This is a genomic window from Celeribacter baekdonensis B30 (assembly GCF_000299875.1).
Lineage (GTDB): Bacteria > Pseudomonadota > Alphaproteobacteria > Rhodobacterales > Rhodobacteraceae > Celeribacter > Celeribacter baekdonensis_A.
The window spans coordinates 169,549-195,658 of the sequence record NZ_AMRK01000001.1; the positions used below are offsets into that span (position 1 = coordinate 169,549).

At 57.7% G+C, this 26,110-nt stretch carries 22 protein-coding genes; 3 read left to right on the forward strand and 19 right to left on the reverse strand.

The features are described 5' to 3' along the window. Nucleotides 1–5 precede the first annotated feature (5 nt). The 10 genes from B30_RS00875 to chvE form a co-directional block, all read right to left on the reverse strand. Nucleotides 6–854 carry an SMP-30/gluconolactonase/LRE family protein gene (locus B30_RS00875; RefSeq protein ID WP_009570079.1) on the reverse strand — a complete coding sequence of 283 codons (849 nt, stop codon included), beginning with the start codon at nucleotides 852–854 and terminating at the stop codon, nucleotides 6–8. After that, complete coding sequence (locus B30_RS00880; protein ID WP_009570080.1) at nucleotides 851–1,459, reverse strand: 2-dehydro-3-deoxy-6-phosphogalactonate aldolase; 609 nt, start codon at nucleotides 1,457–1,459, stop codon at nucleotides 851–853. The genes B30_RS00875 and B30_RS00880 overlap by 4 nt, the downstream gene beginning before the upstream one ends. Before the next feature lie 9 nt (nucleotides 1,460–1,468). Then, nucleotides 1,469–2,392 (reverse strand): 2-dehydro-3-deoxygalactonokinase, encoded by a 924-nt coding sequence (locus B30_RS00885; protein WP_009570081.1) that lies wholly within the window; start codon nucleotides 2,390–2,392, stop codon nucleotides 1,469–1,471. Beyond that, nucleotides 2,389–3,906, reverse strand: a complete 1,518-nt coding sequence (locus B30_RS00890; protein WP_009570082.1) for an aldehyde dehydrogenase (NADP(+)) — start codon at nucleotides 3,904–3,906, stop codon at nucleotides 2,389–2,391. Before B30_RS00890 ends, B30_RS00885 begins: the two co-directional genes overlap by 4 nt. A gap of 16 nt (nucleotides 3,907–3,922) precedes the next feature. Beyond that, a complete protein-coding gene (locus tag B30_RS00895) occupies nucleotides 3,923–4,840 on the reverse strand; it encodes a dihydrodipicolinate synthase family protein (RefSeq protein ID WP_009570083.1) in 918 nt (305 codons plus the stop codon). Between the two features lie 18 nt (nucleotides 4,841–4,858). Beyond that, nucleotides 4,859–5,788 carry a Gfo/Idh/MocA family protein gene (locus tag B30_RS00900; protein ID WP_009570084.1) on the reverse strand — a complete coding sequence of 310 codons (930 nt, stop codon included), beginning with the start codon at nucleotides 5,786–5,788 and terminating at the stop codon, nucleotides 4,859–4,861. Beyond that, nucleotides 5,788–7,533 carry an L-arabinonate dehydratase gene (gene araD, locus B30_RS00905; protein ID WP_009570085.1) on the reverse strand — a complete coding sequence of 582 codons (1,746 nt, stop codon included), beginning with the start codon at nucleotides 7,531–7,533 and terminating at the stop codon, nucleotides 5,788–5,790. Before araD ends, B30_RS00900 begins: the two co-directional genes overlap by 1 nt. A gap of 24 nt (nucleotides 7,534–7,557) precedes the next feature. Beyond that, the gene (gene mmsB, locus B30_RS00910; protein WP_009570086.1) at nucleotides 7,558–8,769 is read right to left on the reverse strand and encodes a multiple monosaccharide ABC transporter permease; all 1,212 of its coding nucleotides are present in this window, start codon (nucleotides 8,767–8,769) and stop codon (nucleotides 7,558–7,560) included. A gap of 12 nt (nucleotides 8,770–8,781) precedes the next feature. After that, nucleotides 8,782–10,299, reverse strand: coding sequence for a multiple monosaccharide ABC transporter ATP-binding protein (gene mmsA / locus B30_RS00915; protein ID WP_009570087.1), 1,518 nt, complete (start codon nucleotides 10,297–10,299; stop codon nucleotides 8,782–8,784). Nucleotides 10,300–10,426: 127 nt separating this feature from the next. Continuing rightward, entirely contained in the window at nucleotides 10,427–11,479 is a 1,053-nt protein-coding gene (chvE, locus tag B30_RS00920; protein ID WP_009570088.1) for a multiple monosaccharide ABC transporter substrate-binding protein, read from the reverse strand. Between the two features lie 161 nt (nucleotides 11,480–11,640). Between chvE and B30_RS00925 the strand changes: the two genes are divergently transcribed. Beyond that, nucleotides 11,641–12,558: a LysR family transcriptional regulator gene (locus tag B30_RS00925; protein WP_009570089.1), complete on the forward strand. Its 918-nt coding sequence runs from the start codon at nucleotides 11,641–11,643 to the stop codon at nucleotides 12,556–12,558. 256 nt (nucleotides 12,559–12,814) lie between these two features. Here B30_RS00925 and B30_RS00930 read toward each other — a convergent pair whose 3' ends face one another. The 5 genes from B30_RS00930 to B30_RS00950 all read right to left on the reverse strand — a co-directional run bounded on the left by B30_RS00930 (nucleotide 12,815) and on the right by B30_RS00950 (nucleotide 17,371). Then, nucleotides 12,815–13,456 carry a queuosine precursor transporter gene (locus B30_RS00930; protein ID WP_009570090.1) on the reverse strand — a complete coding sequence of 214 codons (642 nt, stop codon included), beginning with the start codon at nucleotides 13,454–13,456 and terminating at the stop codon, nucleotides 12,815–12,817. 95 nt (nucleotides 13,457–13,551) lie between these two features. Continuing rightward, a complete protein-coding gene (locus tag B30_RS00935) occupies nucleotides 13,552–14,433 on the reverse strand; it encodes an esterase-like activity of phytase family protein (RefSeq protein WP_009570091.1) in 882 nt (293 codons plus the stop codon). After that, nucleotides 14,406–15,314 (reverse strand): penicillin-insensitive murein endopeptidase, encoded by a 909-nt coding sequence (mepA, locus tag B30_RS00940; protein WP_009570092.1) that lies wholly within the window; start codon nucleotides 15,312–15,314, stop codon nucleotides 14,406–14,408. The genes B30_RS00935 and mepA overlap by 28 nt, the downstream gene beginning before the upstream one ends. Next, nucleotides 15,311–16,699: an MFS transporter gene (locus tag B30_RS00945; RefSeq protein ID WP_009570093.1), complete on the reverse strand. Its 1,389-nt coding sequence runs from the start codon at nucleotides 16,697–16,699 to the stop codon at nucleotides 15,311–15,313. The genes mepA and B30_RS00945 overlap by 4 nt, the downstream gene beginning before the upstream one ends. A gap of 69 nt (nucleotides 16,700–16,768) precedes the next feature. Next, the gene (locus tag B30_RS00950; RefSeq protein ID WP_009570094.1) at nucleotides 16,769–17,371 is read right to left on the reverse strand and encodes an acyl-CoA thioesterase; all 603 of its coding nucleotides are present in this window, start codon (nucleotides 17,369–17,371) and stop codon (nucleotides 16,769–16,771) included. Nucleotides 17,372–17,440: 69 nt separating this feature from the next. On the opposite strand from B30_RS00950, the gene B30_RS00955 reads away from it, so the two are divergent. Continuing rightward, on the forward strand, nucleotides 17,441–17,728 hold the full coding sequence (locus B30_RS00955; RefSeq protein ID WP_009570095.1) for a YggT family protein: 288 nt from the start codon (nucleotides 17,441–17,443) through the stop codon (nucleotides 17,726–17,728). A 106-nt stretch (nucleotides 17,729–17,834) separates the two neighbouring features. Next, nucleotides 17,835–19,901, forward strand: a complete 2,067-nt coding sequence (recQ, locus tag B30_RS00960; protein WP_009570096.1) for a DNA helicase RecQ — start codon at nucleotides 17,835–17,837, stop codon at nucleotides 19,899–19,901. Between the two features lie 4 nt (nucleotides 19,902–19,905). On the opposite strand, the gene B30_RS00965 is transcribed toward recQ, so the two are convergent. The 4 genes from B30_RS00965 to B30_RS00980 form a co-directional block, all read right to left on the reverse strand. Beyond that, nucleotides 19,906–22,089 carry an ATP-binding protein gene (locus B30_RS00965; RefSeq protein WP_009570097.1) on the reverse strand — a complete coding sequence of 728 codons (2,184 nt, stop codon included), beginning with the start codon at nucleotides 22,087–22,089 and terminating at the stop codon, nucleotides 19,906–19,908. A gap of 205 nt (nucleotides 22,090–22,294) precedes the next feature. Then, nucleotides 22,295–23,038, reverse strand: a complete 744-nt coding sequence (locus B30_RS00970; protein WP_009570098.1) for a metallophosphoesterase family protein — start codon at nucleotides 23,036–23,038, stop codon at nucleotides 22,295–22,297. An 87-nt stretch (nucleotides 23,039–23,125) separates the two neighbouring features. Then, the gene (serA, locus tag B30_RS00975) at nucleotides 23,126–24,718 is read right to left on the reverse strand and encodes a phosphoglycerate dehydrogenase (protein WP_009570099.1); all 1,593 of its coding nucleotides are present in this window, start codon (nucleotides 24,716–24,718) and stop codon (nucleotides 23,126–23,128) included. Between the two features lie 74 nt (nucleotides 24,719–24,792). Further along, nucleotides 24,793–25,935, reverse strand: coding sequence for a phosphoserine transaminase (locus B30_RS00980; protein WP_009570100.1), 1,143 nt, complete (start codon nucleotides 25,933–25,935; stop codon nucleotides 24,793–24,795). Nucleotides 25,936–26,110 lie beyond the last annotated feature (175 nt).

The window sequence follows — 26,110 nt, forward strand, 5'->3', positions numbered from 1 at the left end:
GGCCCTTACAGAAGAATTTGCGGCTCCCGTAGGCCTTTCACACCCGCGTCACAGGCGTAAACCACCCCTTGCGCCGCATCCGGCGTCGGGATGTCTTCGCGCGCGGTGGTCACAAACAGCGTGGTCAAATCCGCGCCGCCAAAGGCCGGACAGGAGCTATGCACCCCACCAACCGATATGGCGCGATCAAACGAGCCATCCGGTAAATACCGCGCCACGCGGCCCGCGCCCCATTGCGCATTCCAAATCCCGCCCTCGGCATCCACCACCGCGCCATCGGGGTTCAATCCCGCGGCGCGCAGGTCAAGAAACACCTCAGATGCGCCTATGGGCCAGCCTGAGGCATCGAGCGCCTGACGGTTGATCTGTCCGGTCTTGGTACAGGCGAAATAGGCGATGCGCCCATCGGGAGCGAAACAGATGGCATTGGGGATGGTCAGCCCGTCAAACAACCGCACAGTCTCGCCTTTGTAATAGCGATAAATCGCCCCCAGACCGGGCTCGGCGCGCTTGCCCATAGTGCCAATCCAAAACCCGCCCTGCCGATCGGCGCGGCCATCGTTCGATCGCATTTCGGAACGATCCGCCTCCAAAGGCGCAACCAAATCGCGCCGTCCGGTTTCAATATCAAACCGCCAAAGACCCGTCTCGGAGGCCGCCAAAAGTGTCTCGTGATCGACCCAACCCGCCGCCGAATGATGCTCGTCAAACTGCCACATCCGCGTGGTCTCGCCCTGACGTGACAACAGGCGGCATGCGATGATGTCGAACCAAAAAAGCTCTTGGCGCAGCGGGTGCCACAGTGGCCCTTCGCCCAAAACACAAGGGCGGGGATCAAAAACCTGCGTGCTCATGGCCTGAACACCGCGTCATAGGCGGCGACAATGCTGCGCGCCTTACCATGGACCGCATCGACACCGTCGCCCGGTTGGTAAATCGCGGACCCGATGCCAAAGCCATCGACACGGGCCGCTGCCCATGCGGCAAAATTATCTGGACCGGCCCCGCCGACGCAAAGCACTTCGGTGCCCGCGGGCAAGACGGCGCGGATCGCTTTCAATCCCTCAGGCCCCAAAAGCGCGCCCGGGAAAAGTTTCAATCCATCCGCTCCGGCTTTGAGTGCCGCAAAGCATTCGGATGGGGTCATCACGCCGGGATAGGACAACATCCCGGCGGCTTTCGTCGCTTGGATCACCTCGGGGTCCATGTTGGGCGACACGACAAGTTGCGCGCCGATGGTTTTGAGCTGCGCCACTTGCGCGACCTCAAGCACGGTCCCCGCGCCGATCACCGCCCGTGCGCCGCAGACCTTGACCATATCGGCAATCGAGGCAAACGGGTTCGGCGAATTGAGCGGCACTTCGATTTTGGTGATGCCCTCAGCGATCAGAGCTTCGGCGATGGGCACAGCGTCTTCGGGGGTGATGCCGCGCAAAATGGCGATGATGTTGCGTGTCATGGGGTGTCCTTAAAGCTCAAATATATGCGGGTAGGCGGCGCGCAATCCGCGCAGGGCGAGATCGCGCCCGTCCTCAATGTGCGGCGTGGGACCGAGTTCGGACAGCGCGCGCGCGTAAAGCGTGGTCAAAGCTCCGGCACCAATCAAAGCCACCTTTTGCCCGCTCCAAAAATCGCGTGTCGCGGCCAGTTCGATGCCAATCAAAAGTCCCGAAAGCCGCGCACGCAACGCCGTGGGGGGCGTGGCATTCACAAGGCTCTCGGCGCGCAGAGCAAACAGCGTGGCAAAGGCAGTCCCCCCTGCGTCCAAAGCGTGGCGCACGCCGTGAATAAACGCGGCCTCATCGAGCGTATCCCCGGCAATGTCGCGGCCAACACTGTGGCGCAACACGGAGTGTTCAGACAAAAGCGCAAACATCTCTCCCGTCATCACCGTGCGAAAGCGGCTCACAGTTCCCTGCGCCAAAGACACCCATTTGCTGTGGGTGCCGGGCAGGCAGAGGGTGCCGTCAAATTCGGGACGAAGGGCCGCGAACCCGGCGATTTGGGTCTCTTCGCCACGCATCACATCCGCAGGGGTGGCTTGGGACAGGCCGGGAAGGATACGCACGGCGATCAAGGGCGATGTGACCAAAGGGGCAACGCCCCCGGCCCCGAGCGCGCTCAAGGTGACCGGGACCGACACATACGGCGCCTCGGCCCAGCCTTGCCGCGCCCCCGCCATGCCACAGATCAGCACAGGGGTCACACGCGCAGGATCAAGCAGCCCGTCGCAAAGGCCCAAGAGTACCGGCTCAAACTGGTCCGGCGTCAACCGCCCCATGCCTTGATCCGAACTCTGCTCGATCTTCACCTGACCTTGGGCGTCTATCGCCCAAAGCCTCAGGTTCGAGGTGCCCCAATCAACGGCAATCCAGTCTGCAAATGGGCTCACCCGATCAGATCTCTCGGCAAGACGGCCTCTGGGATGTTTTGGTAGCTGACTGGGCGTAGGAAGCGGCGGATCGCCAGGGTGCCGACAGAGGTTGCGCCAAAATTGGTCGAAGCCGGATAAGGCCCGCCATGCACCATCGCGTCACAGACTTCGACCCCGGTTGGAAAGCCATTGGCAAGGATGCGCCCGGCTTTGCGTTCGAGGATCGGCAGGAGGCTCTGTGCCAAGTCGGCGTCATCCGCATCCATGTGCAGCGTGCAGGTCAACTGACCCTGTAGCGATTTGGCCACCGCACGCATTTCCTCCACATCCGTCACCCGAACAATCAACCCGAGCGGCCCAAACACTTCTTCGCCCAAAGCCTCATTGGTCAGCCATTCGGCTCCGGTTGTGGCAAAGAGATAGGGGGTGGCGTTGCGCAGGTCGCAGGTTGAGGTCAACACCTCTTGGACACCGCTTGTGGCGGCGATTTTGTCACGGCCAGCGCGGTAGGCTGTGGCGATGCCATCGGTGAGCATGACTTGCGCGCCGGTGGCAGACAGGGCTTTGACCGCGGCGTTCAAGTATGTGTCGGCGTCAGGGCCGTCGATGACGACGGAAATCCCCGGATTGGTGCAAAACTGCCCAGCGCCCATTGTCAGCGATCCGGCCCAGCCTGTGCCAATATCTGCCGCGCGTGCGGACATCGCAGCGGGCAAAAGGAACATCGGATTGACCGAGCCCAATTCGCCAAAGAACGGGATCGGTTCTGGACGCTGGGCGCAGAGATCAAACAAGGCCCGGCCGCCACCCAAGGAGCCGGTAAAGCCCACGGCGCGGACAAGGGGATGCTGCACAAGCGCCACCCCGACATCGCGCGAACCGCCTTGCACCAGCGAGAACACACCGGGATGCACACCGCATGTTTGGATCGCGGCATGGATCGCCTCGGCGATGATTTCGCCGGTGCCGGGATGGGCGTCGTGGCCCTTGACCACAACCGGACAGCCTGCCGCCAGCGCCGAGGCGGTGTCACCGCCTGCGGTCGAAAAGGCCAGCGGGAAATTCGACGCGCCAAACACAGCCACAGGGCCGATCGGGCGCTGCATCATTCGAATGTCGGGGCGTGGAAGCGGCTGACGATCCGGCAGGGCTACGTCATGACGACGGTCCAAATACTCGGCCTTGAGGATATGCGTTGCAAACAAACGCAACTGGCCAGTGGTGCGGCCACGTTCGCCCTGAAGGCGACCTTCGGGCAGGCCGGATTCTTGCGATCCGATCTCGGTGATCGCCTCGGCGCGGGCTTCGATCTCGTCGGCGATGGTGTTTAAAAACGCTGCGCGCTCTTCGCGGGAGCTGTAGCCAAAGGACCAAAACGCCTCTTCGGCGGCCTGCACAGCACGGTCCACCACATCAGGTGTGCCATGTGAAAAAAGATGCGACGGACCGTGAGCCGGGGCGGAGGCGAACGTGTCTTCGCTCGCAACCCAGTCGCCCGCGATCAGGTGTTTGCCGTGTGGTGTGAAGGTCATGGGAGGATGTCCTATCTTATTTGCCCCATTTCAGGGCGATAACGTCAAGGTCACGCGACAGCTGCAACAGCCGATCTTTGGTGCGTGCGCTCATCGGTTGCAACGGGGCGCGGACATAATCGCTTTCGATCACGCCGCCCTCCATCATTACGGTTTTCGCAGCGCGGAGGCCACATTGGCGGTTCTCGTGGTTGATCAACGGCAGGCACAGACGCCATTGTTCCAAAGCTGCGTCGATGTTGCCGGCGCGGTAGTCGATCAGGATGGGGCGGATTTTTTCCGGCTGAAGCGCGGAGGTCATCGTCCCGGTACAACCCGCATCCAAATCGGCCAAAAGCGTGACCGCCTCTTCGCCATCAAAGGGGCCGACGATGTGATCGCCACCGGCCTCGATGAGAGCGGCGAGTTTATCGGCGGCAAAGGGGGTTTCCATCTTGAAATAAGACACGTTTTCGATCTCTTGTGCCATTCGAACCAAGAATGGCACAGACAATGTCACGCCAGACAAGGGCGCGTCTTGCACCATGATCGGGATATTCACCGCGTCGGAGACGGCTTTGAATTGGCCAAAAATGGCGTGTTCGGGCGGGACAAGACCGACGCCATGATAGGGCGGCATCATCATCAACATCGCGGCGCCCACGGCCTGCGCTTCGCGCGCACGCGCGACAACAATCTCATTGGCGAAATGCGAAATGGTCACGATCACCGGAACGCGGCCCGCGACATGTTCCAAACTCACACGGGTCAAAAGCGCACGCTCCTCGTCGGACAACAGGAATTGTTCGGAGTAATTGGCCAGGATACAGATCGCATCGACGCCTTGGTCGATCATACAATCCAACACGCGTTTCATGCCCTCAGAGTCGACTTGACCATCGGCAAAAAACGGCGTGGGGGCAACGGGAAGGATGCCGGTTAAGGGGTGTTTCATAGCGGGAAATCTTTCGTGTCAGTCGTGAAAAGGGTCAACGGCAACCCGGCGACCAAGGGCCAGCGCGTCCGAGACATGCACCATCGGACGCAGGTCCATGTCGATGCCGCCACACGCGATCAAAGCGGCCATATTGGCGTAAAGGCGCGGGTATTCGCCGGAGAGCGGATTGTTGTCGACAAGCGCATCCTCGCGGCCATCAACCATGATCCGCGCGCCGCCATCCAAAAGTGTCAGGGTGCCCTGATCAGTCACCGCCTCGATGGTCCATATTTGATCCCCCACTTGGCGCCAATCAAACGTGGCACTGACCTCGGCACCCCGGGGATGATAAAACGCCAGATTGGCGGCAATCGGGGTTTGACGGTTTTCGGGCACCATCAGTGTGGCGTCACGCAGGTGGATGTCCACGGGCAAGATTTCGGTCACGATGGACAGCGCGTTGATGCCCGGATCAAACACGCCCATGCCGCCCGGCTCCCAAATCCAATCTTGGTTCGGGTGCCAACGGCGCACGTCTTCTTTCCATGTTACTTTCAGGCTTAAAAGCGTTTTGTCCGCCAGCCATGCTTTGGCCACAGCCACCTTATCGGCCTCACGCGAGTGCCATGTGGCATAGAGCGAAAGGCCGTTGTCTTGTGCCAGTTTGGTCAAGGCATGGCATTCGGCCAAGGTCGCGCCGGGGGGCTTTTCCAACATCACATGACGACCGGCCTTGAGCGCCTTGGCGGCGTATTCAAACCGTGGCACGGGAGGCAGGCACAGGGACACCATGGCGATGTCCGGGTGCGTGTTCAGGAGCGTGTCAAAATCGGTGTAGCTGTCAATGCCGTCAAGGGTGCCATGACGGGATAACGTGGCCGCCAGTTCCCATTGATCCGAGGCTGCAATCGAGGGGATGTGTTGGTCCACTGCGATTTTGCCGATCCCTACAAGTGCAAGTTTCATCAGTGCGAATCCTTTCCAACCGCCGAACCACGACAGCCTTTGAGGAAATCCAAATCGGCCCCTGTGTCCGCGCCCTCGACATGGTGTTGGTGCAACCAGGCATAGCCACTGTCGGCCCGCTCATGCTGCGGTTTCCAGTGCGCGAGCCGTTCGGCCAATTCCGCATCCGAGATGTCCAAATGCAACCGACGATTGGCGACGTCCAACTCGATCATATCGCCATTTTGCACCACGGCGAGCGGGCCACCGGCGGCGGCTTCGGGTGAGGTATGCAACACGACGGTGCCATAGGCTGTGCCCGACATCCGTGCGTCAGAGATGCGCACCATATCGGTGATGCCCTTTTTCAGGATCTTCGGCGGCAAGCCCATGTTGCCAACCTCGGCCATGCCGGGATAGCCTTTGGGACCACAGTTTTTCATCACCATGATGCAGGTCTCATCAATATCGAGGTCCGGGTCTTCGATCTTGGCTTTGTAGTCGTCGATGTCTTCGAATACGACCGCACGGCCCTTGTGTTGCAACAAAGCTGGGGTCGCGGCGGAGGGTTTGAGCACAGCACCTTTCGGGGCCAAATTGCCTTTGACCACAACGATGCCGCCGGATTGCGTGAGCGCTTTGTCTGTGGGCAGGATCACGTCGTCATTGTGGTTCACGACATCTTTGACCTCGTCCCACATCGACTGACCGGAGACAGTGATCGCGTCTTTGTGGAGCAACCCGCCCTCGCCCAGACGTTTGAGCACGACAGGCAGACCACCCGCGTAAAAGAACTCTTCCATCAGGTATTTGCCCGAGGGCATCAGGTTCACAATCGTCGGCACATCGCGACCACAGCGGTCCCAATCCTCAAGCGTCAGATCAATGCCCACACGGCCCGCCATGGCCAAGAGGTGGATCACCGCATTGGTCGATCCGCCGATGGCGGCATTGGTACGGATGGCGTTTTCAAACGCCTCTTTGGTCATCACGTCAGAGGGTTTTAAATCGTCCTTGACCATTTGAACGATGCGCCGCCCGGAGAGCTGCGCCATAACGCGGCGGCGGCTGTCCACCGCAGGGATCGCGGCGTTGCCCGACAAAGCCATGCCCAAGGCTTCGGCCATTGACGCCATGGTGGATGCCGTGCCCATGGTGTTACAGGTGCCGGTGGAGCGCGACATCGAGGCCTCGGCTTCCAAGAACTCGTCCTGTGTCATCTCGCCCGCTTTTACCGCCTCGGAGAATTTCCAAAGATGTGTGCCCGACCCGACCCGTTCGTTGCGGTAATAACCATTGAGCATCGGCCCGCCCGTGACCACGATGGCGGGTAAATCGACAGAGGCCGCAGCCATCATCAACGACGGTGTGGTCTTGTCACAGCCGACCAAAAGCACACAGCCGTCCATCGGTTGTCCGCGAATGGTTTCCTCCACCGCCAAAGCGGCCAGATTGCGAAACATCATCGCGGTCGGGCGAAAGGTGTTTTCCGAGGCGGAGAACACGGGGACTTCGACCGGGAAACCTCCGGCCTCCCAAATGCCTGCCTTCACCTTCTCGGCCAGTTCCTTCATGTGGATGCCGTTGCAAGGCGACAGCTCGGACCAAGTGTTGAGGATGCCGATGATCGGGCGCCCGTCGAACAGGTCATGCGGGTAGCCTTGGTTTTTCATCCAGCCGCGATGGTAAATCGTGTCGCGGGAATTGCCGCCGTACCACTCTTGGCTTCTGAGTCTGCGCGGCCATTTTGCAGGAGTAAATGCCATGGGATGGCTCCTTTCCGTCAGGCCTCAGCCTTGTTTGTTTTTGTTGTAAACGTCGAAGAACACGGCCGCGAGCAGCACCAAGCCTTTGATCACCTGTTGGTAATCAATGCCGATGCCCATGATCGACATGCCGTTGTTCATCACGCCCATGATAAAGGCGCCGACCACGGCCCCGATGATTTTGCCCGAACCACCCGACATCGACGCGCCGCCAATGAACACTGCCGCGATCACATCGAGTTCGAGTGAAAACCCCGCCTTGGGCGTCGCCGTGTTCAACCGCGCGGCAAAGACCAACCCGGCCAAAGCGGCCAAAACCCCCATGTTCACAAAGGCCAAAAAGGTCAGGCGTTCGGTTTTGATGCCCGATAGTTTCGCGGCTTTTTCATTGCCGCCCAACGCATAGATGCGGCGACCAATAACGGTGCGTTCGGTGACGAAAGCGTAGATCATGATCAATACGCCCATGGTCACCACCACATTGGGCAGGCCGCGGAAGGTCGAGAGTTTGAACATCAAGAACACGATTGCCGCGCTGACGATCAATGTGCGGGTCCAGAACAGCCCTGCAGGTTCGCTCTCAATGCCATAGTCCATATCGCGTTTGCGCGCCTGCAAACCCATGCGGATGACAGCGGCTGCGGCGGCAAGGCCGAGCGCGAAGGAGAGCACATTGAATTTGCGCGCGTCAAAAAGCATCGCCAGACCTTCGCCCCAGCTTGCCGGAAAAAGCTCCGGCACGAAGCCGGTTGAGATGATTTGAAAGCTCTTGGGGAAGGGACCAACCGATTGGCCTTCCAACAACCATAGCGACAACCCACGAAACACCAACATGCCCGCCAGGGTCACGATGAAGGACGGGATGCGCCAATAGGCCACGAAATAGCCCTGCGCACCGCCAATTGCAGCCCCCGCGATCAAACAGATCGGCACAGTGACCGCCACAGGCATATTGTAGTGAACGATCAACACGGCGGCCAAAGCGCCGACAAATCCCATCACTGAGCCGACGGACAGGTCGATATGACCTGCGACAATGACGATGAGCATCCCCAGCGCCATGATGATCACATAGCTGTTTTGCAGGAACAGGTTGGTGATGTTCACCGGGCGCATCAACGTGCCGCCGGTGACGATTTGAAAAAACACCATGATGGCAATCAGTGCAAACAACAGACCGAAATCGCGCATATGGGCGGCCAAATGTGCCTTAATCCCTTTGGTTTGAGTGTCCATTTCCACGGTCCCTTATTCGTTGACGATGAGCGACATGATGCGCTCCTGGTTGGCCTCATCGGCGGAAAGTTCGCCGACAAAAGCGCCTTCGTTCATGACGTAAATGCGATCACTCATGCCCAAGAGTTCGGGCATCTCGGACGAGATCATCACGACCCCTTTGCCCTGTGCCGAGAGCTCATTGATGATCGCGTAGATTTCATATTTCGCGCCCACGTCGATGCCGCGGGTCGGTTCATCGAGGATCAAAACCTCGGGCGAGGTGTTCAGCCATTTGGCCAAAACCACCTTTTGCTGATTGCCGCCTGACAGGTTGCCCACCTTTTGAAACACCGAGGGCGTGCGGGTGCGCAGCGCCTCGCGGTAGTCTTCGGCCACTTTGGTTTCTGCGTTGGCGTTCAAAACTCCACCTTTGGACACACCTTCAAGATGGGCCAATGTGGTGTTGAATCGAATGGTTTCGTCCAGGATCAACCCAAGGCTTTTGCGGTCCTCGGTGACATAGGCCAAACCCGCCTTGATCGCCCGATCAACACGGGACACATCGGCCTCTTTGCTGTGCAATTTGACTGTGCCGGTGATGCCGCGCCCATAGGAACGGCCAAAAATCGACATCGCCAATTCGGTCCGCCCAGACCCCATCAGCCCGGCGATGCCGACGACTTCGCCGGCGCGGACATTGAACGCGATGTCTTTGATCACCTGACGCTCAGAATGTTCGGGGTGCCAGACGTTCCAGTCCTCAACCTCCATCAACATTTCGCCCGCCCGGCGGGTGCGTGCCGGATAGCGGTCGGACATGTCGCGCCCCACCATGTCGCGCACGATCTGATCTTCGGACAGGCCCGCCTTGGCGTCCAGTGTCGACACCGATCGACCATCGCGGATCACGGTCACCGTGTCGGCGACATAACGCACCTCGCCCAGCTTATGCGATATGATGATGCAGGTGACGCCCTGTGCCTTAAGCTCCAACATCAGGTCCAAAAGTTTGCGCGAGTCGCCCTCTTGCAGCGCCGCTGTCGGCTCGTCGAGGATCAAAAGTTTCACATCCTTGGAGAGCGCCTTGGCGATCTCGACAAGTTGCTGTTTGCCGACACCAAGGCTGTCGATCAGCGTGGTCGGGCTTTCTTTAAGGCCGACTTTTTTCAAAAGCGCGCTGGTTCGCTGGTTGGCCTCATGCCAATTGATCACACCGGCTTTGGCCGTCTCATTGCCGAGGAAAATGTTCTCGGCAATTGACAGTTGCGGCACCAAAGCCAGTTCTTGGTGAATGATGATGATGCCGCGATCTTCGCTGTCGCGGATGCCCTGAAACTGCGCCAAGGCGCCCTCAAAATGAATCTCTCCGTCATAGCTGCCTGCCGGATAGACGCCGGACAGAACCTTCATCAAGGTTGATTTACCGGCGCCGTTTTCGCCGCAAATGGCATGAATTTCGCCGCCTTTTACCGCAAGGTTCACCTGATCAAGCGCTTTCACGCCGGGGAACTCTTTGGTGATGTCTCGCATTTCGAGAAGTGTGGTCATGATGTCCCCTTTGAGCGCCGAGCGCTCCGTCCCACCTTTGTCCGCGCCCACCCCGGTGGGACAAAGGAAACGCGTCGCCCGACCCCGGAAAGGACCCGGACGACGCCGATCTCAAATCAAGTGGAGGTTACTTGATCTGATCCATGCTGTAATACCCGGAGCCGATCAGCACCTCTTCCCAATTGCTGGCGTCAACTGCGACGGGTTCCAACAGGTAGGAGGGGATGACTTTGACGCCGTTGTCGTAGGTGGTGGTGTCGTTGATTTCCGGCTCTGAGCCGCCCAGCACCGCGTTCACCATGCCCACGGTCACTTTTGCAAGCTCGCGTGTGTCTTTGAACACGGTCGAATATTGCTCGCCTGCCAAGATGGATTTGACCGACGGAACTTCTGCGTCCTGACCAGACACGATCGGCATTTTCAAATCGCCGGAGCCGTACCCCACGCCTTTGAGCGAGGACAGAATGCCGATGGAAAGGCCGTCATAGGGCGACAACACGCCGTGGACCTCTTTGTCGGTGTAATTGGCGGACAGGATGTTATCCATCCGGGCCTGCGCGACAGCGCCGTCCCAGCGCAGGGTGCCGACTTTGTCCATGCCCATTTGGCCGGACTGTACGACGACCGTGCCATCGTCAATCAAAGGCTGTAGGATCGACATCGCGCCATTGTAAAAGAAATAGGCGTTGTTGTCGTCCGGCGAGCCGCCGAAGAGCTCGACATTATACGGCCCGTCGCCAAACCGCGCCTTCAGGCCCTCAACGATGGAGGTTGCTTGTTGCACGCCGACCTTGAAGTTGTCGAAGGTGGCATAGTAATCAAGATCGCCCGAGTCGCGGATCAAACGGTCATAGGCGATGACTTTCACGCCAGCCGCCGCCGCATTTTCCAAGGCGTTCGACAAGGTGGTGCCGTCAATTGCCGCAATCACCAACACGTCCACACCTTTGGTGATCATGTTTTCGATCTGCGCCAGTTGGTTCGGAATGTCGTCTTCGGCGTATTGAAGGTCGGCGGTGTAGCCTGCCGCTTCAAGTTCCTTGACCATATTGTCCCCGTCCGCGATCCAACGCGCCGAGGATTTGGTCGGCATGGCGATGCCCACAAGCCCGTCTGCATAGGCTGCCGCCGACAATGCGATTGCCGCAGTGGCTGCGGCAAGAATGGTTTTGAGTTTCATAGTTCCTCCCAATCGGACGCTCCACACGGCCTCCCCGGCCGTCTCCCACGTCCCTTTTCAGGGTTGATCCCCTGGGACGGACCCTAGGCAGGGTTCACATAACTGTAAAATTCTATTATGCGTGTTTTGCATATCATTTAAGTTATGTAAGGCGTATTCCCATGGCCCACCTGCGACAAACCAAAGCAACCCACCTTGGATTGATCCTCAAAATCGCCGAAGTGGGGCAGTTGCAAAAGGCCGCGTCTTCTATGGCGATGTCGCAACCCGCCGCCTCCCGTATCTTGGCAGATATGGAAAAAAACGTGGGTGCGCCGCTGTTTAAGCGGGGACCAAAAGGCATGGAGGTCACGCCGCTTGGCATGGCCTTTGTCCGCCACGCCCGCGTGATCCTCTCGGAACTTGATGGCTTGGACAAAGATGTCCAGCGACTCAAAAACGGACAGGCGGGGGAGGTTCGGATCGGCTCGGTCACCGGGCCTGCGGTCTCGACCCTGATGCCTGCACTGGAGGCAGTGCGCGCGCGATCACCGCATATCGACGTGACCATCGAGGTCGGCCCCTCCGTCGATCTGGTGCGCGGCTTGGATGAGGGTCGATTCGATTTCATCTTTGCCCGAATCCCTGCGACGCAAGACAGCCGGGATTTTCTGGTGCATCCGGCACAGGAGGAAATTGTCCGACTGATCATCCGCGACAGCCACCCTTTGGCGGGCCGCGCCAATGTGCGACTTGAGGATTTGTACGACTATGATTGGGTCATTCAGGAACGCGGTTCTCCCATCCGTCTTGCGGTAGAAGAAGCGTTTCACAGTGCGGGCGAACCCACGCCACCACGCATTATCAACAGTTCGTCTTTGTTGATCGTGTTGGCCATGCTGGACAGTTTGGACGTGATTGCACCGCAGTCCAAAGAGGTCGCGAGCTTGCTCAGCGGTCCCATATTGGGCGGGCATCTGACCACCATTGACCTTGCGGAAAAGATCACCGTTTCGCCCTATTACATCATCCGCAACCGCTTCAAGGAGCTGCCGCAGGCCGCCAAGGATTTCTACGACGAGGTGTTGTTACGCATCTGAATGCGCGGACTTTGGTGGAAAAGCGGCCAAAGGAAAAGGGCTGCCCAGATCAGACAGCCCTTCGAGATCTTCGGAGATGGGCCAGTTAGGAAAGGCCCAATCAGGGGTGTTTAACCCAAAGGACTGCCTCTAGGTCGCGGCCCCCCCGACTGTCTTGACCTCATTCTCCACTATCACTCTAGACACTGGACCACCTCCTTTCGATGAATTGCCGATAGTTGGATGGTGGCACAGATTTGGTATATGGCAAGTAAAATTATACTAAAGGTGCCGTCATCCGCCTAACAATGAGGCGGAAAGGCACAAGAGCGATTAAGGCGAGTGCAAGTTTTACACCCCAATCGGCCACTGCGAGCGACACCCAGAGCGGAACGGCAGGTCCGACCAACAAGAACGGCACAGAGTCCCACGCCCAGGAAATTTCCATGTCCGCGGTTTCACCAAAAAAAACAATGGACTGCGAAAAGGCGAGGGTGAAAAAGATCGTGGTGTCCAAAGCCGATCCGATGAAGGACGAGGCAAACGGTGCTTTCCACCAGACTCCATCCCGCAACTTATTGAAAATAAAGACATCGACAAGCTGAGCGACAAGAAAAGCGGTGGCGGAGCCCACAGCCACACGCAGCGCGACAGCGGCATAGGTATAGCCGTCGCCTTGCAACATGATTTGCGTCCCGATGAGCGAACACAGGATGCCGGTGGCGAAGCCCGCAAAAATCACCTTGCGCGCAGATTGCACGCCATAGACGCGATTGATCACGTCGGTGACGAGAAAGGCGAACGGGTAAGTGAAGGCGCCCCAGGTCAGAAGCCCATCAGCGATGAGGAATTGAACGAGGATATTGGAGGCCACAACAATGGCGGCCATGGCCAGAATGCCAGGAAGGATGCGTTTCATGTTAGATCCGTTTTTTATCGAAGGTGACGGCAACTCGGCCCCGCGATTGCGAGGCGATGGGCGCGTTTAACCCCAGCATAGATGTAATTCAAGCGCTATTTCGGGATCAGGTAATCGACCAATTCGGTGCGCTGGAAGAACCTAAAATTGTCGTCGGAGATCATCGTGAGGTGAATCCCCTCCGCATCGGACCAAACCGAAATGCCCTCAAGATTGTCATGGGTGCCCGTCATCGTGCGCAACAACTCGACCTCATTGGCGGGGCCATTCGGCGTCATGTCGAACCGCCGCACACGGCTTGAAAACCCGATCCCGGTGAACCAACGTTCCAAAAGATAGAGCTTCCCATCCGGGCCAAAATCCATCCCGACAGGCAAGAAATCCGTGCCACTTTGCCGTGGGATCGACCATGGCTGGTCCCAGCCTGTCCCGGCGCGATAACGATAGAGCGGAAAGGGTCGCTCCATCGCCCCGGAGCGTTCCGGTAGCGTAAAAATTGCGCCTGAGGCATCTACGGCAATGGCCTCAAGCGACGAATTGGCCTGCATCTTGGCGAAATCGGGGTGGCCCTTGAGATCCACCGTCTGACCATTTGCCAGTGACAGTTTTGCGACTCGATGTTTGCCTTCAAAGGAGGCATAGGCGGTGCCGTTTGGCGCCAAGGCAAACCCTTCAGAATCGCCCTTGATCACCCCCAAAGCGATACCATCGTTTGATTTAAGGCGTTGAATCGTATCAATCTGAGCTGCGGACACGGCGCCATTCTCAGTTCGGGTCAATGTCCCGGAAAACAGGTTTGCGCGATCTGAGAGCGCGTAAAAGTGACGCCCATCTTCAGAGATATCCAACCCTGAAAACCCACCAAAACGCTCATCCGCGGATGTCCACACAAAGCTGCCCAAGTAGCGCGCGCTTTCGGCCTGTCCTGTGAGCGGGACAAGGCTCGCGATCAGCGCGAGGAGGCTACGGCGGAGCATTGTGCGGGCAGTGTCGCGAGGGTGATTGGCGGTTTCGGTTTCGCAGGCTTGGCATTGGGGTTTGGTGGCGGCGGATTGAGGATGTTGTTCACCCAGTCCTGTGCATCGGCACAGCCATCGCCCGGCGGTGGCGGTGCTTGATCCTCACAGGATTTGTCGCCGTTCGGACAGTTCAGCCGCACGTGGAAATGATAATGGTGGCCAAACCACGGCCGAATTTTACGCAGCCACGCCCGGTCGCCCGTTTCATCCTTACACATCTGAACTTTTGCGCCGGGGAAGACAAAAATCCGCGCCACGCGAGGATCACTTGCCGCCGCTTTCAAAACCTGGTGATGCTGTGGCGTCCAACTGTCGTTGACATAGGCACCAGCGGCACGGCGCATCGAAATCGACGAAATATTTTCGCGTTCCGCCACGGTCAAATCCAACCGTTTCGGAGGCAACATCCAGATGTCAGCGTCCAGCCCGATCTGGTGGCTGGCATGGCCCGAAGACATCGGCCCGCCACGCGGCTGGCTCATGTCACCGACGTAAATGCCGGCCCATCCCGGTTGCACGGCGGCTTTGCGCGACAGATCTTCGAGGAAATCAATCAAAACAGGATGGCCGTAATTGCGGTTGCGCGACAGGCGCATCGCCTGCCATGTCGGCCCGGTTTCGGGCAATTGCGCTGCCCCGCCGATACAGCCCTTGGCGTAGCTGCCAAAGGAGGCGGGCTCTTGTCTTGAGGGGGCCGCTATTGGACCAAAGACCTCTTTGGCGGGCCTGTGATCCGACGAGGACACCGTGACCTTGTGCGCGGGCGCGCGGTCTTTTCCGCCGCCCACACAGGCGACAAGCATCACACAGGCCAACAAGCCAACCCAATTACGCATCATTCTGACACCTTTGTTCCTTTTGACATCCCCTCAGGATGGACCCAAGCTAACAGCACAAGCCCGAGAAGGAAAAGTCCGATCAGCGGCATAATGCCGAGGCGCTGCGATCCGGTGACATCAGACATCACTGCGATCAAGCCAGGTGCCAGAAAAGACGTCGCTTTTCCTGACAATGCGTAAAGTCCGAACGCTTCTGTCATCCGATCCGGGTCGGCCTGACGCACCATCATCGTGCGGCTCGCCGATTGGATCACGCCCGCGACGGCACCCAAGACCGCGCCGCAGATATAAAACGCCACATCCGGCAGTTTGCTTGTGGCATCAACGGCCATGAACAATACGCTGTCTCGGGTGATGGTCAAAATCACCAAACAGGTCGAGACCAGCACAAGGATGCAGAAAACGATCACAGGTTTCGGGCCAAATTTCTGATCGGCAAAGCCACCAAAATAGGTGAAAATCGCCCCAGTGAGCGCCGCCAAAATACCGAACACGCCAATGTCGACCACGCTCCAATTGAGCGCACCAAGGGCGTAAATTCCGCCAAAGGTGAACACGCCGTTCAACGCGTCGCGGTAGAACATCGACGAGATCAGATAGGAGAACAGCGATTTGCGCGAGGGCAAGGACGCGAGCGTGCGACCCAGATCACGAATGCCCTTTGACACGGCGTCGGTGAGCGACAAGCCTTTGATCTTTGGCTCTTTGACCCAAAGGAAAAATGGGATCATCGAGATCCCAAACCAAAGCGCCACGAAAGGGCCGACAAACCGCGTGCCTTCGCGCATCTCTGGATCAAATCCGAACAGGGGCGGGATGCCCAAAAGCGTCACGCCCGTGGCATTTTCGGCAAAGAGCAACAGCATGATCACCAGTGAAATGATCCCGCCGACATAGCCCCAAGCCCAACCGTCGCCCGAGATTTTGCCAATCTCGGCGCGCGTGCCCAAAGCGGGCAACAGTGCATTGGTGAAAATCGTGGTGAATTCGACCCCAATCAGGCCCAACCCAAAGAAAATCAGCACGAGTACCGTGGGGAAATCGCCCGGTGCCGCAAGCCAAAGCCCCGCCGCACCGATCACATAAAGCGCTGAAAACAGTTTGATCCACGGCATCCGACTGCCGCTTTCATCCGCGATAGAGCCGAGCAAAGGCGCGCTGACCGCAATCAACAATCCGGTGACGGTCAAACCATAGCCCCAGATGGATTGCGCCCGTGCCTTGGCCTCCAGCGTTTCCATTCCGCCTGCGGTCAAATAGGCGATCACCTGTTCGGCAAAATAAGGCCCGAAAATAAAGCTGATGATGAGCGTGTGAAAGGGCTGCGTCGCCCAGTCATACATCATCCAGCCCCAGATACGTTTTTTGTGACTTGGTGCGCCCATGGTCCTGCCTTCTCACCTCAGTTGACGCGATAGAACAGGCAAATGCGGGCGTGCGCAACGCCTAAGGCATCAATCGCGCACAGGCGGCCAAGGTCGTGTATTGTCCGCCTCAATCCAATTTTGAACCCACTCGGGTAGGGCTGGGCTTTCGACCTCAGGCTCGATCATTGTCAAAAGGTCGCGCGGCGGTACCATTTTGCGGTTCTTGATCACAGCACCTCGGATCAGAATATGATTACAACAGTCGCCTTTTTGGTCCCACATCGACTGTTCAATATAGAGAAACCTGTCGTCAAACCCCAAAGGCTTGGTCCACATGTCAACCTTTTGAAACGTCGTCACCCGCTTGCGATAGCGCACGGACGCCCCCGCCACAGCCATGCCAAACCCACCGGCTTTGGCGGCCTGTGCGGTGCCATTGCGGATCGACATCGGAATCCGGCCAAGGTCAAAGAGTGTTAAGGTTCTTCCGTTATTCAATTCAAGCCAAAGGTCGATGTCCCAAGGCAGGCAATAGTGATGCGACAGATGTGCGTCGAACAGGCCAAGTTTTGGCGTGTTGCGCACTTTGCGGGCTTGGTGGATCATGCGGACAAATGGATACATGCCCAAACCTTTCGCAGCCGCGGCAAATTCGGTCAAGCCGGGACGTTGCGGCACAGGATGCGGCATCGTCCATCTTGCACGATCGGGACGGAGACCTTAGGTGAGTGAGCGACCTTACTGATTGGACCCCTGCACATGATGTCTCTTTTCCAAATCCTTCTCATGATCCTCGGTATCGTGAAATTCGTCATGATCGTTCAGATCATCATGAGTTGGTTGATCAACTTTCAGGTGCTCAACGTGCGCCAGCCTTTGGTCTATCAAATCTGGGAAGGCCTCTCACGCCTGCTTGAGCCAATCTATCGCCCGATCCGTAAAATCCTGCCGCCGATGAGCGGCCTGGATCTCGCCCCGCTTGTGGCCTTCATTGCCATTTATGCGCTGGAGCGGATCATCTACAACAACGCGGGCATGTTTTACTAAAGCATTTCGTGTCTAGATTTAGACACGACTTAAACACGAAACGCCTTAAGCCCTTGAGCCTCACGCCCGCCCGTGCGATTCTGCCCGCAACAAAGAGCAGGATCACATGGACACCTTACAGGCGGACCCGACGCACACAGGAGCGCACGCGCTTCTCTCTTCCGTGTTTGGATTTGATGCGTTTCGTCCCGGTCAGGAAGAGATCGTTGATGCCGTCATCGCGGGGCGCAATGTCTTGGCGATCATGCCGACGGGTGGCGGCAAATCGCTGTGTTTCCAACTTCCCGCGATGGTGCGTAACGGGCTGACCGTGGTCATTTCGCCCCTGATCGCCTTGATGCGCGACCAGGTTCAGGCTCTCAAGGCGGTGGGGGTTGAGGCGGGAGCGCTCACCTCTGGCAACACCGATGAGGAGACCGATGAGGTCTTTGCCGCCCTATCCGAGAACCGTCTCAAACTCCTGTACATGGCCCCGGAACGTTTGGCCTCTGGTGGCACTTTGCCCCTGCTGCGCCGGGCCAATGTGTCGCTGATTGCGGTGGACGAGGCGCATTGTGTGTCGCAATGGGGCCATGATTTCCGCCCCGATTATTTGCGCATCGGTGATCTGCGCCGCGCGCTTGATGTGCCACTGGCCGCATTTACTGCGACTGCAGACGAAGAAACCCGGGGCGAAATCATCACCCGGCTGTTCGATGGTCAAACGCCCGAGACCTTTTTGCGTGGCTTCGATCGACCAAACATTCACCTCGCCTTCGCGGTCAAGGATCAACCTCGCCGCCAAATCCTTGGCTTTGCCTCTGCGCGCAAGGGCCAATCCGGCATCGTCTATTGCGGCACCCGCGCCAAAACTGAAAGCCTTGCCAAGGCGCTCAGCGATGCCGGTCATCTCGCGCAGGCTTATCATGGCGGCATGGAGCCGGAGCGCCGCCGCGATGTCGAACGTCAGTTTCAACAAGAGGACGAGTTGATCGTCGTCGCCACCGTCGCTTTTGGCATGGGCATCGACAAACCGGATATCCGCTGGGTTGCCCATGCCGATCTGCCGAAGTCGGTCGAAAGCTATTATCAGGAAATCGGGCGTTCGGGCCGCGATGGTGCACCGGCTGAAACCCTGACGCTCTTTGGCCCCGACGACATCCGGTTTCGCCGCACCCAGATTGACGAAAGCCCGGCCCCTTCCGAACGTCGCGCCGCCGATCATGCTCGCTTGAACGCGCTTTTGGGGCTGGCAGAGGCGCAGACTTGTCGGCGTCAAACCTTGTTGTCCTATTTTGGCGAGACCTCCGCGCCCTGCGGAAATTGCGACCTGTGCGACAGTCCGCCGGCGTTGTTTGATGGCACGGTTGCGGTGCGCAAGGCGCTGTCGGCCGTGTTGCGGTGTGACGAAGGCTTTGGCGCAGGGCATTTGATTGACGTGCTGACGGGCACGATGACGGATAAGGTCAGGCAATGGAACCATGACCAATTGTCGGTGTTTGGCGTGGGTAAAGAATATGACAAACGGCAATGGAATGCGGTGTTTCGGCAAATGATGGGGGCCGATCTTGTGCGGCCCAACCCGGATCGGTTCGGCGCGCTGTTCATGACCGAACCCGCGATGCCGATCCTCAAAGGCGAGGCCAGTATCACTCTGCGCCGCGATACATTGGCAAAAGCCCACAAAGGTCCGGTGGCCAAGGCACTGGTGTCGGACGAAGACGCACCACTTTTGTCCGCGCTCAAGGCCAAACGCCGCGCCCTGGCCGAAGAGCAACGTGTGCCTGCCTATGTCGTCTTTGCCGATCGCACCCTGATCGAAATGGCCGAAACCCGACCGCAGAGTCTGGATGACATGGGGCGGATTGGCGGCGTTGGCGCGAAAAAGCTTGAGCGGTACGGCGATGCGTTTCTTTCGGTCATTTTGGGCGCGCCAAGCCCCGATGTGCATCCGTCTCGGCGCAAACTTGCGAGTTCTGGCGGCGGGGATTTGTTTGATCACCTGCAAGAGATTCAACGTCAGCTCGCGCGCGGTGACTGCGGTACGCTCAAACCACTGACGCTTTCACCCGGACAGATTGCCAAAATCGTCCAATTGCGTCCGCGTGATCTTACCGCGATGGCTCGCATCATTGGCGAAAAGCCCGCTGAACGCTTTGGTCCGGCTATGTTGGATGCGATCGCGGCGGCTTAGGGGATTATTCGCCAGCCATGACGGTGCCGCCGGAGGGAACGGCGGCTGTCTCTTCCGGAAGAATCGAACAGCAACCCTTGGGAAGTTCCGTCAGAATACGATCTATAATAGACGCCTTACGCAGAGGCTTTGTCATATAATAATCCAAACCCGCTGCAAGAATGTCTTGCTCATCGCCCGCCATCGCATGCGCTGTCAGGGCCACGATTGGGACATGCGCCCCGGTGTCAATTTCAAACGCGCGGATTTGGCGGGTGGCCTCTTTGCCATCCACCTCTGGCATAGAAATGTCCATAAAGATCAAGTCTGGCTGAAAGCCCTGATACTGTTCCACCGCCTCGCGCCCGTTGTTGGCAAAGCGTAATTCGATGTCGAGGGATTTGAGCATTTTTCCGAAGACCAATTGATTGGTCTTGTTGTCCTCCGCCGCCAAAACCCGCATGCGACGACCGGCTTCGGATGTGGGGGGGCTCGATTCCTCTGGGATGAGAGACGATAAAGTGCGCCACAGGTTTGCCCGCAACAGTGGTTTTTGCAGTGTTGTGGCATCATGCCCGTCCAAAGACCCCGCCGAAACCGGCCCGGAGGTCATCAACAGGATCGGCGCAGTGACCCCGCGTATGCGCAGAGTTTTTATCAGCGTGCCGATGTCGGTGTTCGGCATATTGTTGTCGATCAAAAACACCTGCGCATCCAGTGGTGACGCCAAAAGCGCATCGGCACTTTCAAACGGCGAGACCTCAAACCCCAGCACCGTCAATTGTTTTTCCAAGATCAAGGAATTGGCGTTGATGTGATCCAAAAGAGCGGCTTTGTGCATCCACGAGGGCAGGCGCTGATCGTCGGACTGGGCAATCACGTCCATGGTGATGTGGAAGCCAAAGCAGGAGCCCACGCCCTCTTCGCTATCGACCCAAATCTCGCCGCCCATCAATTGCACAAGCTGACGGGTGATCGCGAGCCCAAGGCCGGTGCCTTCGAATTTGCGATTGCGCTCGTCTTCGACCTGATTGAATTCGCCAAAAATATGCTCGATCATATCAGGGGCAATGCCGATCCCGGTGTCCTCGACAGAGACATGGACGCGCTGACGTTTGCCGTCCTCTTCGGGTAGGCCCACCACCCGGACGATGACGTGACCCGAATGGGTGAATTTCACCGCATTGCCAACAAGATTGGTCAATACCTGACGCATCCGGCCGGGATCACCGATGAAATTGGTCGGCAAGAACATGTCATAGTCGATGATCAGATCGACTTTTTTCTGGGTCGCGTTCGGTTGCAACAGCACCAGTACGTCCTGAATACAGCGTTCAAGATCAAAAGGTTCCGGGTGTAAGGACAGTTTAGAGGCTTCGATTTTCGAATAGTCCAATACGTCGTTGATCAACCCCAAAAGCGCCTCGCCCGAGGATTTGATGGTTTCGACGTAGAGGATTTGTTCTTCGTTCAATTCGGTTTCCGCCAAGAGGTCGGCCATGCCAACCATGCCGTTCATCGGCGTGCGGATTTCGTGGCTCATATTGGCCAGAAACGCGGATTTGGCGCGATTGGCGGCCTCGGCCTTGGACCGCGCCTTTTTGAGCCGCTCCTCATAGCGGATCGTCGAGGTGATGTTGAGGCCCAAGGACACCATGTCGCCGTCCGAAGAGCGGCGGTCGACGAGTTTGACGAATTGGTTGTTCCAAAGTCGCAGAACATGGGGTTCACGCGACGGTGCACGCCAACGCGCCATCGCCCGTTCGATAAAGGCATCGCGGGTCAGATCACCGATATCAATGATGCCCTCTTCAACCGCGAGTTTGAGAATGTCGGGATAGCTGATGCCGGGCTGGATGTCTTCGAGCCCGTCAAACACCCGAAGATAGGCGGGATTGGCGGCGATCATGATGTCAGACGGGTCAAAAACGGCAAACCCATCCTGAATGGTTTCAAGCGAATCCCAAAGGCGGCGCTCGGCGATATGGACGGCCACATTGGCTTTTTCCAAATCCTCTTTGGTGCGGATGTTCTCGCCGCGCAGCACCTCGGTCTCTTCGCGTTTGACGATGATCTCATCGGACAGATGACGGGCGTGTTGCGACAGCTTTCGATTGGCTTCGAAAAGCTCAGCCTGTTTGAGTTCCAGAAGCCGCTCAGCCGCAAGGCGTGCGCGGCGTTCCTGAGAAAACGTTTCAGACAGTGACATGTGGGACCTCTTCACACCCTGCCCGATCCTATGTGACCGGGGCTTTGCGGTAGAATGGTCCAAACAGAGTGAAAAGAGTCTTAATCAATTCGAGAAAATTGACATGAAAAGACCGCACAGAGACGCAAATCCGCGCGATCACACAAGAGATGTCATGCACTGAGGTTGGCAGATTGCCGATGGCAAGACCGTGCGATGTCGTGGCTTATCCGGGCTTGGCATGGGTGAGGGGCTTGCGCCCAGTCTCTGTCACCACCTCTTCATGACCGTTTTCGATCACCAATGTTGTCATCGGGTGGCCGTAGCCCGCGCCGGAATCAATGTCGATTCGGTTGCCAAAATGGGTAGGCTCATCCAAGGCCGTGTGCCCATGTACAACCATCGCCGGCAGCGTCCCGTGATAATCAAGCCAGCCTTCGCGAATCCAGATCAGATCCTCTTCGTCTTGATCCTCAAGTGCCACACCGGGTCGAATGCCCGCATGCACAAAGAGATAATTGCCCCATTGATGGGTCAGCGGCAGGTTTTCGATAAAGTCCAAATGAGCCGCAGGGACGCCCTTATGGGCGCGCATGTGACAGAGTTCAAAGTCACCGTCTTTGGCCTCAACTCCATAAGAGGCCAGTGTCTCCACCCCACCAAGGGCCGGGTGTAGCCAGCTTTTGCCGGATTTGATCTGAGCATCATGAGCGATGCCGTGGCGCACAAAGCGGGTGAACATGCGGTCATGATTGCCGCGAATGGCCAACCATGGCTGACCCGCCGCCATCCCATCCATCAGATATTGGATCACCCCGGCACTGTCCGGGCCGCGATCGACATAATCCCCAAGGTGGATGATCTTCGCATCGGGGTCGCCCACGCGGACCTTATCCGCTTCGATCCGCTTATGGGCAGCCTTGAGCATGTCGAGTTGTCCGTGAATGTCTCCGATGGCGTAGATGCGCATGTCTCTCTCCTGTGCTGCGGCCAAAATAGAAGGGCCGCCGGAAAACTCCAGCGGCCCTTGGTGATCTTTTCGTGACTGTTGCTTTGATTACGCTTTGAAGTGCAGCGGGATCACGCGTTGGAACAATCCGGTGTCTTTCAGCGCGGCTACAGTTTCCGCTTTGATCGGCGTATCAAGGAAGGTCATCGCAATCGCATCACCACCCTCGGAGGCGCGGCCCAGCGTGAAGTTCGCGATGTTTTCGCCATGCTCGGCCAACAATGTCCCGAGTTTGCCCAACACACCCGGCACGTCTTTGTTGGTGGTGTAGAGCATGTGCTCGCCGATCTCGGAATCAATGGTGATGCCTTTGATCTGGATAAAGCGCGGTTTGCCATCGGAGAATACGGTGCCCGCGATGGTGCGATATTTCTCAACCGTTTGGATGTCGAGCTTGATGAAACCATCAAATGTCCCCGACGCATCTTGGGTGGTTTTGGAAATCTGGATGCCGCGCTCTTTGGCGATCAGCGGTGCCGACACCATGTTCACGTCCGGGTTCACCGCTTGCATGATGCCTGCGATCACGGCGGCTTCCAACGCCTTGAGGTTCATCTCGGAGGCCACGCCATCATAGGTGATGTTGATGGTTTCGATGGCTTCTTCGGTGACCTGACCGATGAAAGAGCCAAGGCTTTCGGCCAATTTGACCCAAGGCCCCATGACTTTGGCTTCTTCTGCGGTCATCGACGGCATGTTCAATGCGTTTTCAACCGCGCCGTCCAACAGGTAGTTGGACATTTGTTCGGCCACTTGCAGTGCCACATTTTCTTGGGCTTCCGTGGTGGAGGCGCCAAGGTGCGGGGTGCAGACCACGTTCGGCAGGTTGAACAGCGGATTCTCGGTGGCGGGTTCGACGGCAAACACGTCAAAGGCCGCACCAGCCACATGGCCGGATTTCAGCAATTCGGCCAAAGCCATCTCGTCCACCAAACCACCGCGGGCACAGTTGATGATGCGCACGCCTTTTTTGGTTTTCTCAAGGTTCTCTTTCGAGAGGATGTTGCGGGTGGAATCCGTCAGCGGCACGTGCAGGGTGATGAAATCCGCGCGTTTGAGCAACTCGTCGAGTTCAACTTTCTCAACACCCATCTCAGAGGCGCGCTCTTCGGAGAGGAAGGGGTCATAAGCGACCACTTTCATTTTCAGGCCAAGCGCACGGTTGCACACGATGCCACCAATGTTGCCCGCGCCGATGACGCCAAGGGTTTTCGCGGTCAGTTCGACCCCCATGAATTTCGATTTTTCCCATTTGCCCGCGTGAGTGGAGGCGGAGGCCTCGGGCAATTGACGCGCCACGGCAAACATCATCGCAATCGCGTGTTCTGCGGTGGTGATCATGTTGCCGAACGGCGTGTTCATCACGATCACGCCTTTTTTCGAGGCGGCTTCTTTGTCGACGTTATCTGTGCCGATGCCGGCACGACCGACCACTTTGAGGTTGGTGGCATGTTCCAAAAGGGCGGCGGTCACTTTGGTCGCGGAACGGATCGCGAGACCGTCATATTTGCCGATCACTTCGGCGAGTTTGTCTTTGTCCTTGCCGAGCGCAGGCAAGAAATCCACTTCGATGCCACGGTCACGGAAAATTTGAACAGCGGTTTCAGACAGGCTGTCGGAGACGAGAACTTTGGGGGCCATGATGGGCACTCCTGAGAATTTGGATGGGGTGTCGGGCGTGTTTCGCCCGACTGAATGTTTGAAAATCCGGCGCGTTACTGCGCGTTGATGCACTCTTCAAAGGCCCATTTGAGCCAGAGCGTCAGCGCCTCGATGTCAGAGGATTCAACTGTCGCACCACACCACACACGCAGGCCAGCCGGAGCATCGCGGTACGCGCCGATGTCATAAGCGGCGTTGTAGTCTTCAAGCTTTTTCGCCACTGCTTTTGCAAAAGCCGCACCGTCTTTGATGCGATCGTCGGTGAATTTCAAACACACGGAGGTGTTGGACCGGGTGGTCTCATCCTCGGCCAGGTTGGCAATCCAGTCGTTGCGATCACAGAAGTCCCAAAGCACTTTTGCGTTGGTGGTGGAGCGTTCGATCAGCTTCGGCAGGCCACCGATTTTTTGTGCCCACTCAAGCGCCACAAGGTAATCTTCGACCGCGAGCATGGAGGGCGTGTTGATGGTTTCACCCTTAAAGATGCCGTCGATCAGCTTGCCGCCTTTGGTCATGCGGAAAATCTTCGGCATCGGCCATGCGGGGGTGTAGGTTTCAAGACGTTCCACAGCGCGCGGCGACAGGACGATCATCCCATGAGCCGCTTCGCCGCCCATCACTTTCTGCCAAGAGAAGGTGGTGACGTCGAGTTTGTCCCAAGGCAGATCCATCGCAAAGGCCGCAGAGGTCGCATCACAGATGGTCAGACCGTCACGGTCCGCCGGGATTTTGTCGCCATTGGGGACGCGCACACCGGAGGTGGTGCCGTTCCATGTAAAGACAACGTCGGTGTCGAAATCAATCTCGGCGAAATCGACAATGTGCCCATAGTCGGCGGTTTTCACGTCGGCGTCGATTTTGAGTTGTTTCACAACATCGGTGACCCAGCCAGCGCCAAAGGATTCCCAAGCCACCATCGTGGCTTTGCGTGCACCCAAGAGCGACCACATGGCCATCTCGACGGCGCCAGTGTCAGAGGCCGGAACGATACCGATTTTGTAATCAGCAGGAATGCCCAAAATGTCGCGGGTCGTCTCAATCGCGGCCTTCAGCTTGTCCTTGCCAACGGCGGCACGGTGCGAGCGACCCAGAGGGGCGTCGGCCAGAAGATCGAGAGAAAATGTGGGGATTTTGGCACAGGGGCCAGAGGAAAAACGCGGATTCGCAGGACGCGATTGCGGGTGCTTAGTAGCCATTGCTGGTATCCTTACAGATAAATGCCTCTCGTTGGGGAGAGGTGTCCCGTTGATCGAACTAGAGGCTTTCCGAGCGCGCAGCAATATAGATTCGCAAAAATATGTCGCATTTTTATTCGACATATGTCGCATATGCGCTGGATCGTTTCCGATTGGAAACTTCGAGCCTCGCTTT

What these genes read in the sequence shown, in the direction of transcription:
- mmsA (WP_009570087.1), bottom strand. Translation starts at nt 10,299, where the DNA reads ATGACCACACTTCTCGAAATGCGAGACATCACCAAAGAGTTCCCCGGC.
- B30_RS00890 (WP_009570082.1), bottom strand. Translation starts at nt 3,906, where the DNA reads ATGACCTTCACACCACACGGCAAACACCTGATCGCGGGCGACTGGGTT.
- B30_RS00980 (WP_009570100.1), bottom strand. Translation starts at nt 25,935, where the DNA reads ATGGCTACTAAGCACCCGCAATCGCGTCCTGCGAATCCGCGTTTTTCC.
- B30_RS00895 (WP_009570083.1), bottom strand. Translation starts at nt 4,840, where the DNA reads ATGAAACACCCCTTAACCGGCATCCTTCCCGTTGCCCCCACGCCGTTT.
- B30_RS00900 (WP_009570084.1), bottom strand. Translation starts at nt 5,788, where the DNA reads ATGAAACTTGCACTTGTAGGGATCGGCAAAATCGCAGTGGACCAACAC.
- B30_RS00935 (WP_009570091.1), bottom strand. Translation starts at nt 14,433, where the DNA reads ATGCTCCGCCGTAGCCTCCTCGCGCTGATCGCGAGCCTTGTCCCGCTC.
- chvE (WP_009570088.1), bottom strand. Translation starts at nt 11,479, where the DNA reads ATGAAACTCAAAACCATTCTTGCCGCAGCCACTGCGGCAATCGCATTG.
- araD (WP_009570085.1), bottom strand. Translation starts at nt 7,533, where the DNA reads ATGGCATTTACTCCTGCAAAATGGCCGCGCAGACTCAGAAGCCAAGAG.
- serA (WP_009570099.1), bottom strand. Translation starts at nt 24,718, where the DNA reads ATGGCCCCCAAAGTTCTCGTCTCCGACAGCCTGTCTGAAACCGCTGTT.
- B30_RS00875 (WP_009570079.1), bottom strand. Translation starts at nt 854, where the DNA reads ATGAGCACGCAGGTTTTTGATCCCCGCCCTTGTGTTTTGGGCGAAGGG.
- B30_RS00930 (WP_009570090.1), bottom strand. Translation starts at nt 13,456, where the DNA reads ATGAAACGCATCCTTCCTGGCATTCTGGCCATGGCCGCCATTGTTGTG.
- B30_RS00880 (WP_009570080.1), bottom strand. Translation starts at nt 1,459, where the DNA reads ATGACACGCAACATCATCGCCATTTTGCGCGGCATCACCCCCGAAGAC.
- B30_RS00955 (WP_009570095.1), top strand. Translation starts at nt 17,441, where the DNA reads ATGATGTCTCTTTTCCAAATCCTTCTCATGATCCTCGGTATCGTGAAA.
- recQ (WP_009570096.1), top strand. Translation starts at nt 17,835, where the DNA reads ATGGACACCTTACAGGCGGACCCGACGCACACAGGAGCGCACGCGCTT.
- B30_RS00925 (WP_009570089.1), top strand. Translation starts at nt 11,641, where the DNA reads ATGGCCCACCTGCGACAAACCAAAGCAACCCACCTTGGATTGATCCTC.
- B30_RS00950 (WP_009570094.1), bottom strand. Translation starts at nt 17,371, where the DNA reads ATGCCGCATCCTGTGCCGCAACGTCCCGGCTTGACCGAATTTGCCGCG.
- mmsB (WP_009570086.1), bottom strand. Translation starts at nt 8,769, where the DNA reads ATGGACACTCAAACCAAAGGGATTAAGGCACATTTGGCCGCCCATATG.
- mepA (WP_009570092.1), bottom strand. Translation starts at nt 15,314, where the DNA reads ATGATGCGTAATTGGGTTGGCTTGTTGGCCTGTGTGATGCTTGTCGCC.
- B30_RS00945 (WP_009570093.1), bottom strand. Translation starts at nt 16,699, where the DNA reads ATGGGCGCACCAAGTCACAAAAAACGTATCTGGGGCTGGATGATGTAT.
- B30_RS00965 (WP_009570097.1), bottom strand. Translation starts at nt 22,089, where the DNA reads ATGTCACTGTCTGAAACGTTTTCTCAGGAACGCCGCGCACGCCTTGCG.
- B30_RS00970 (WP_009570098.1), bottom strand. Translation starts at nt 23,038, where the DNA reads ATGCGCATCTACGCCATCGGAGACATTCACGGACAACTCGACATGCTC.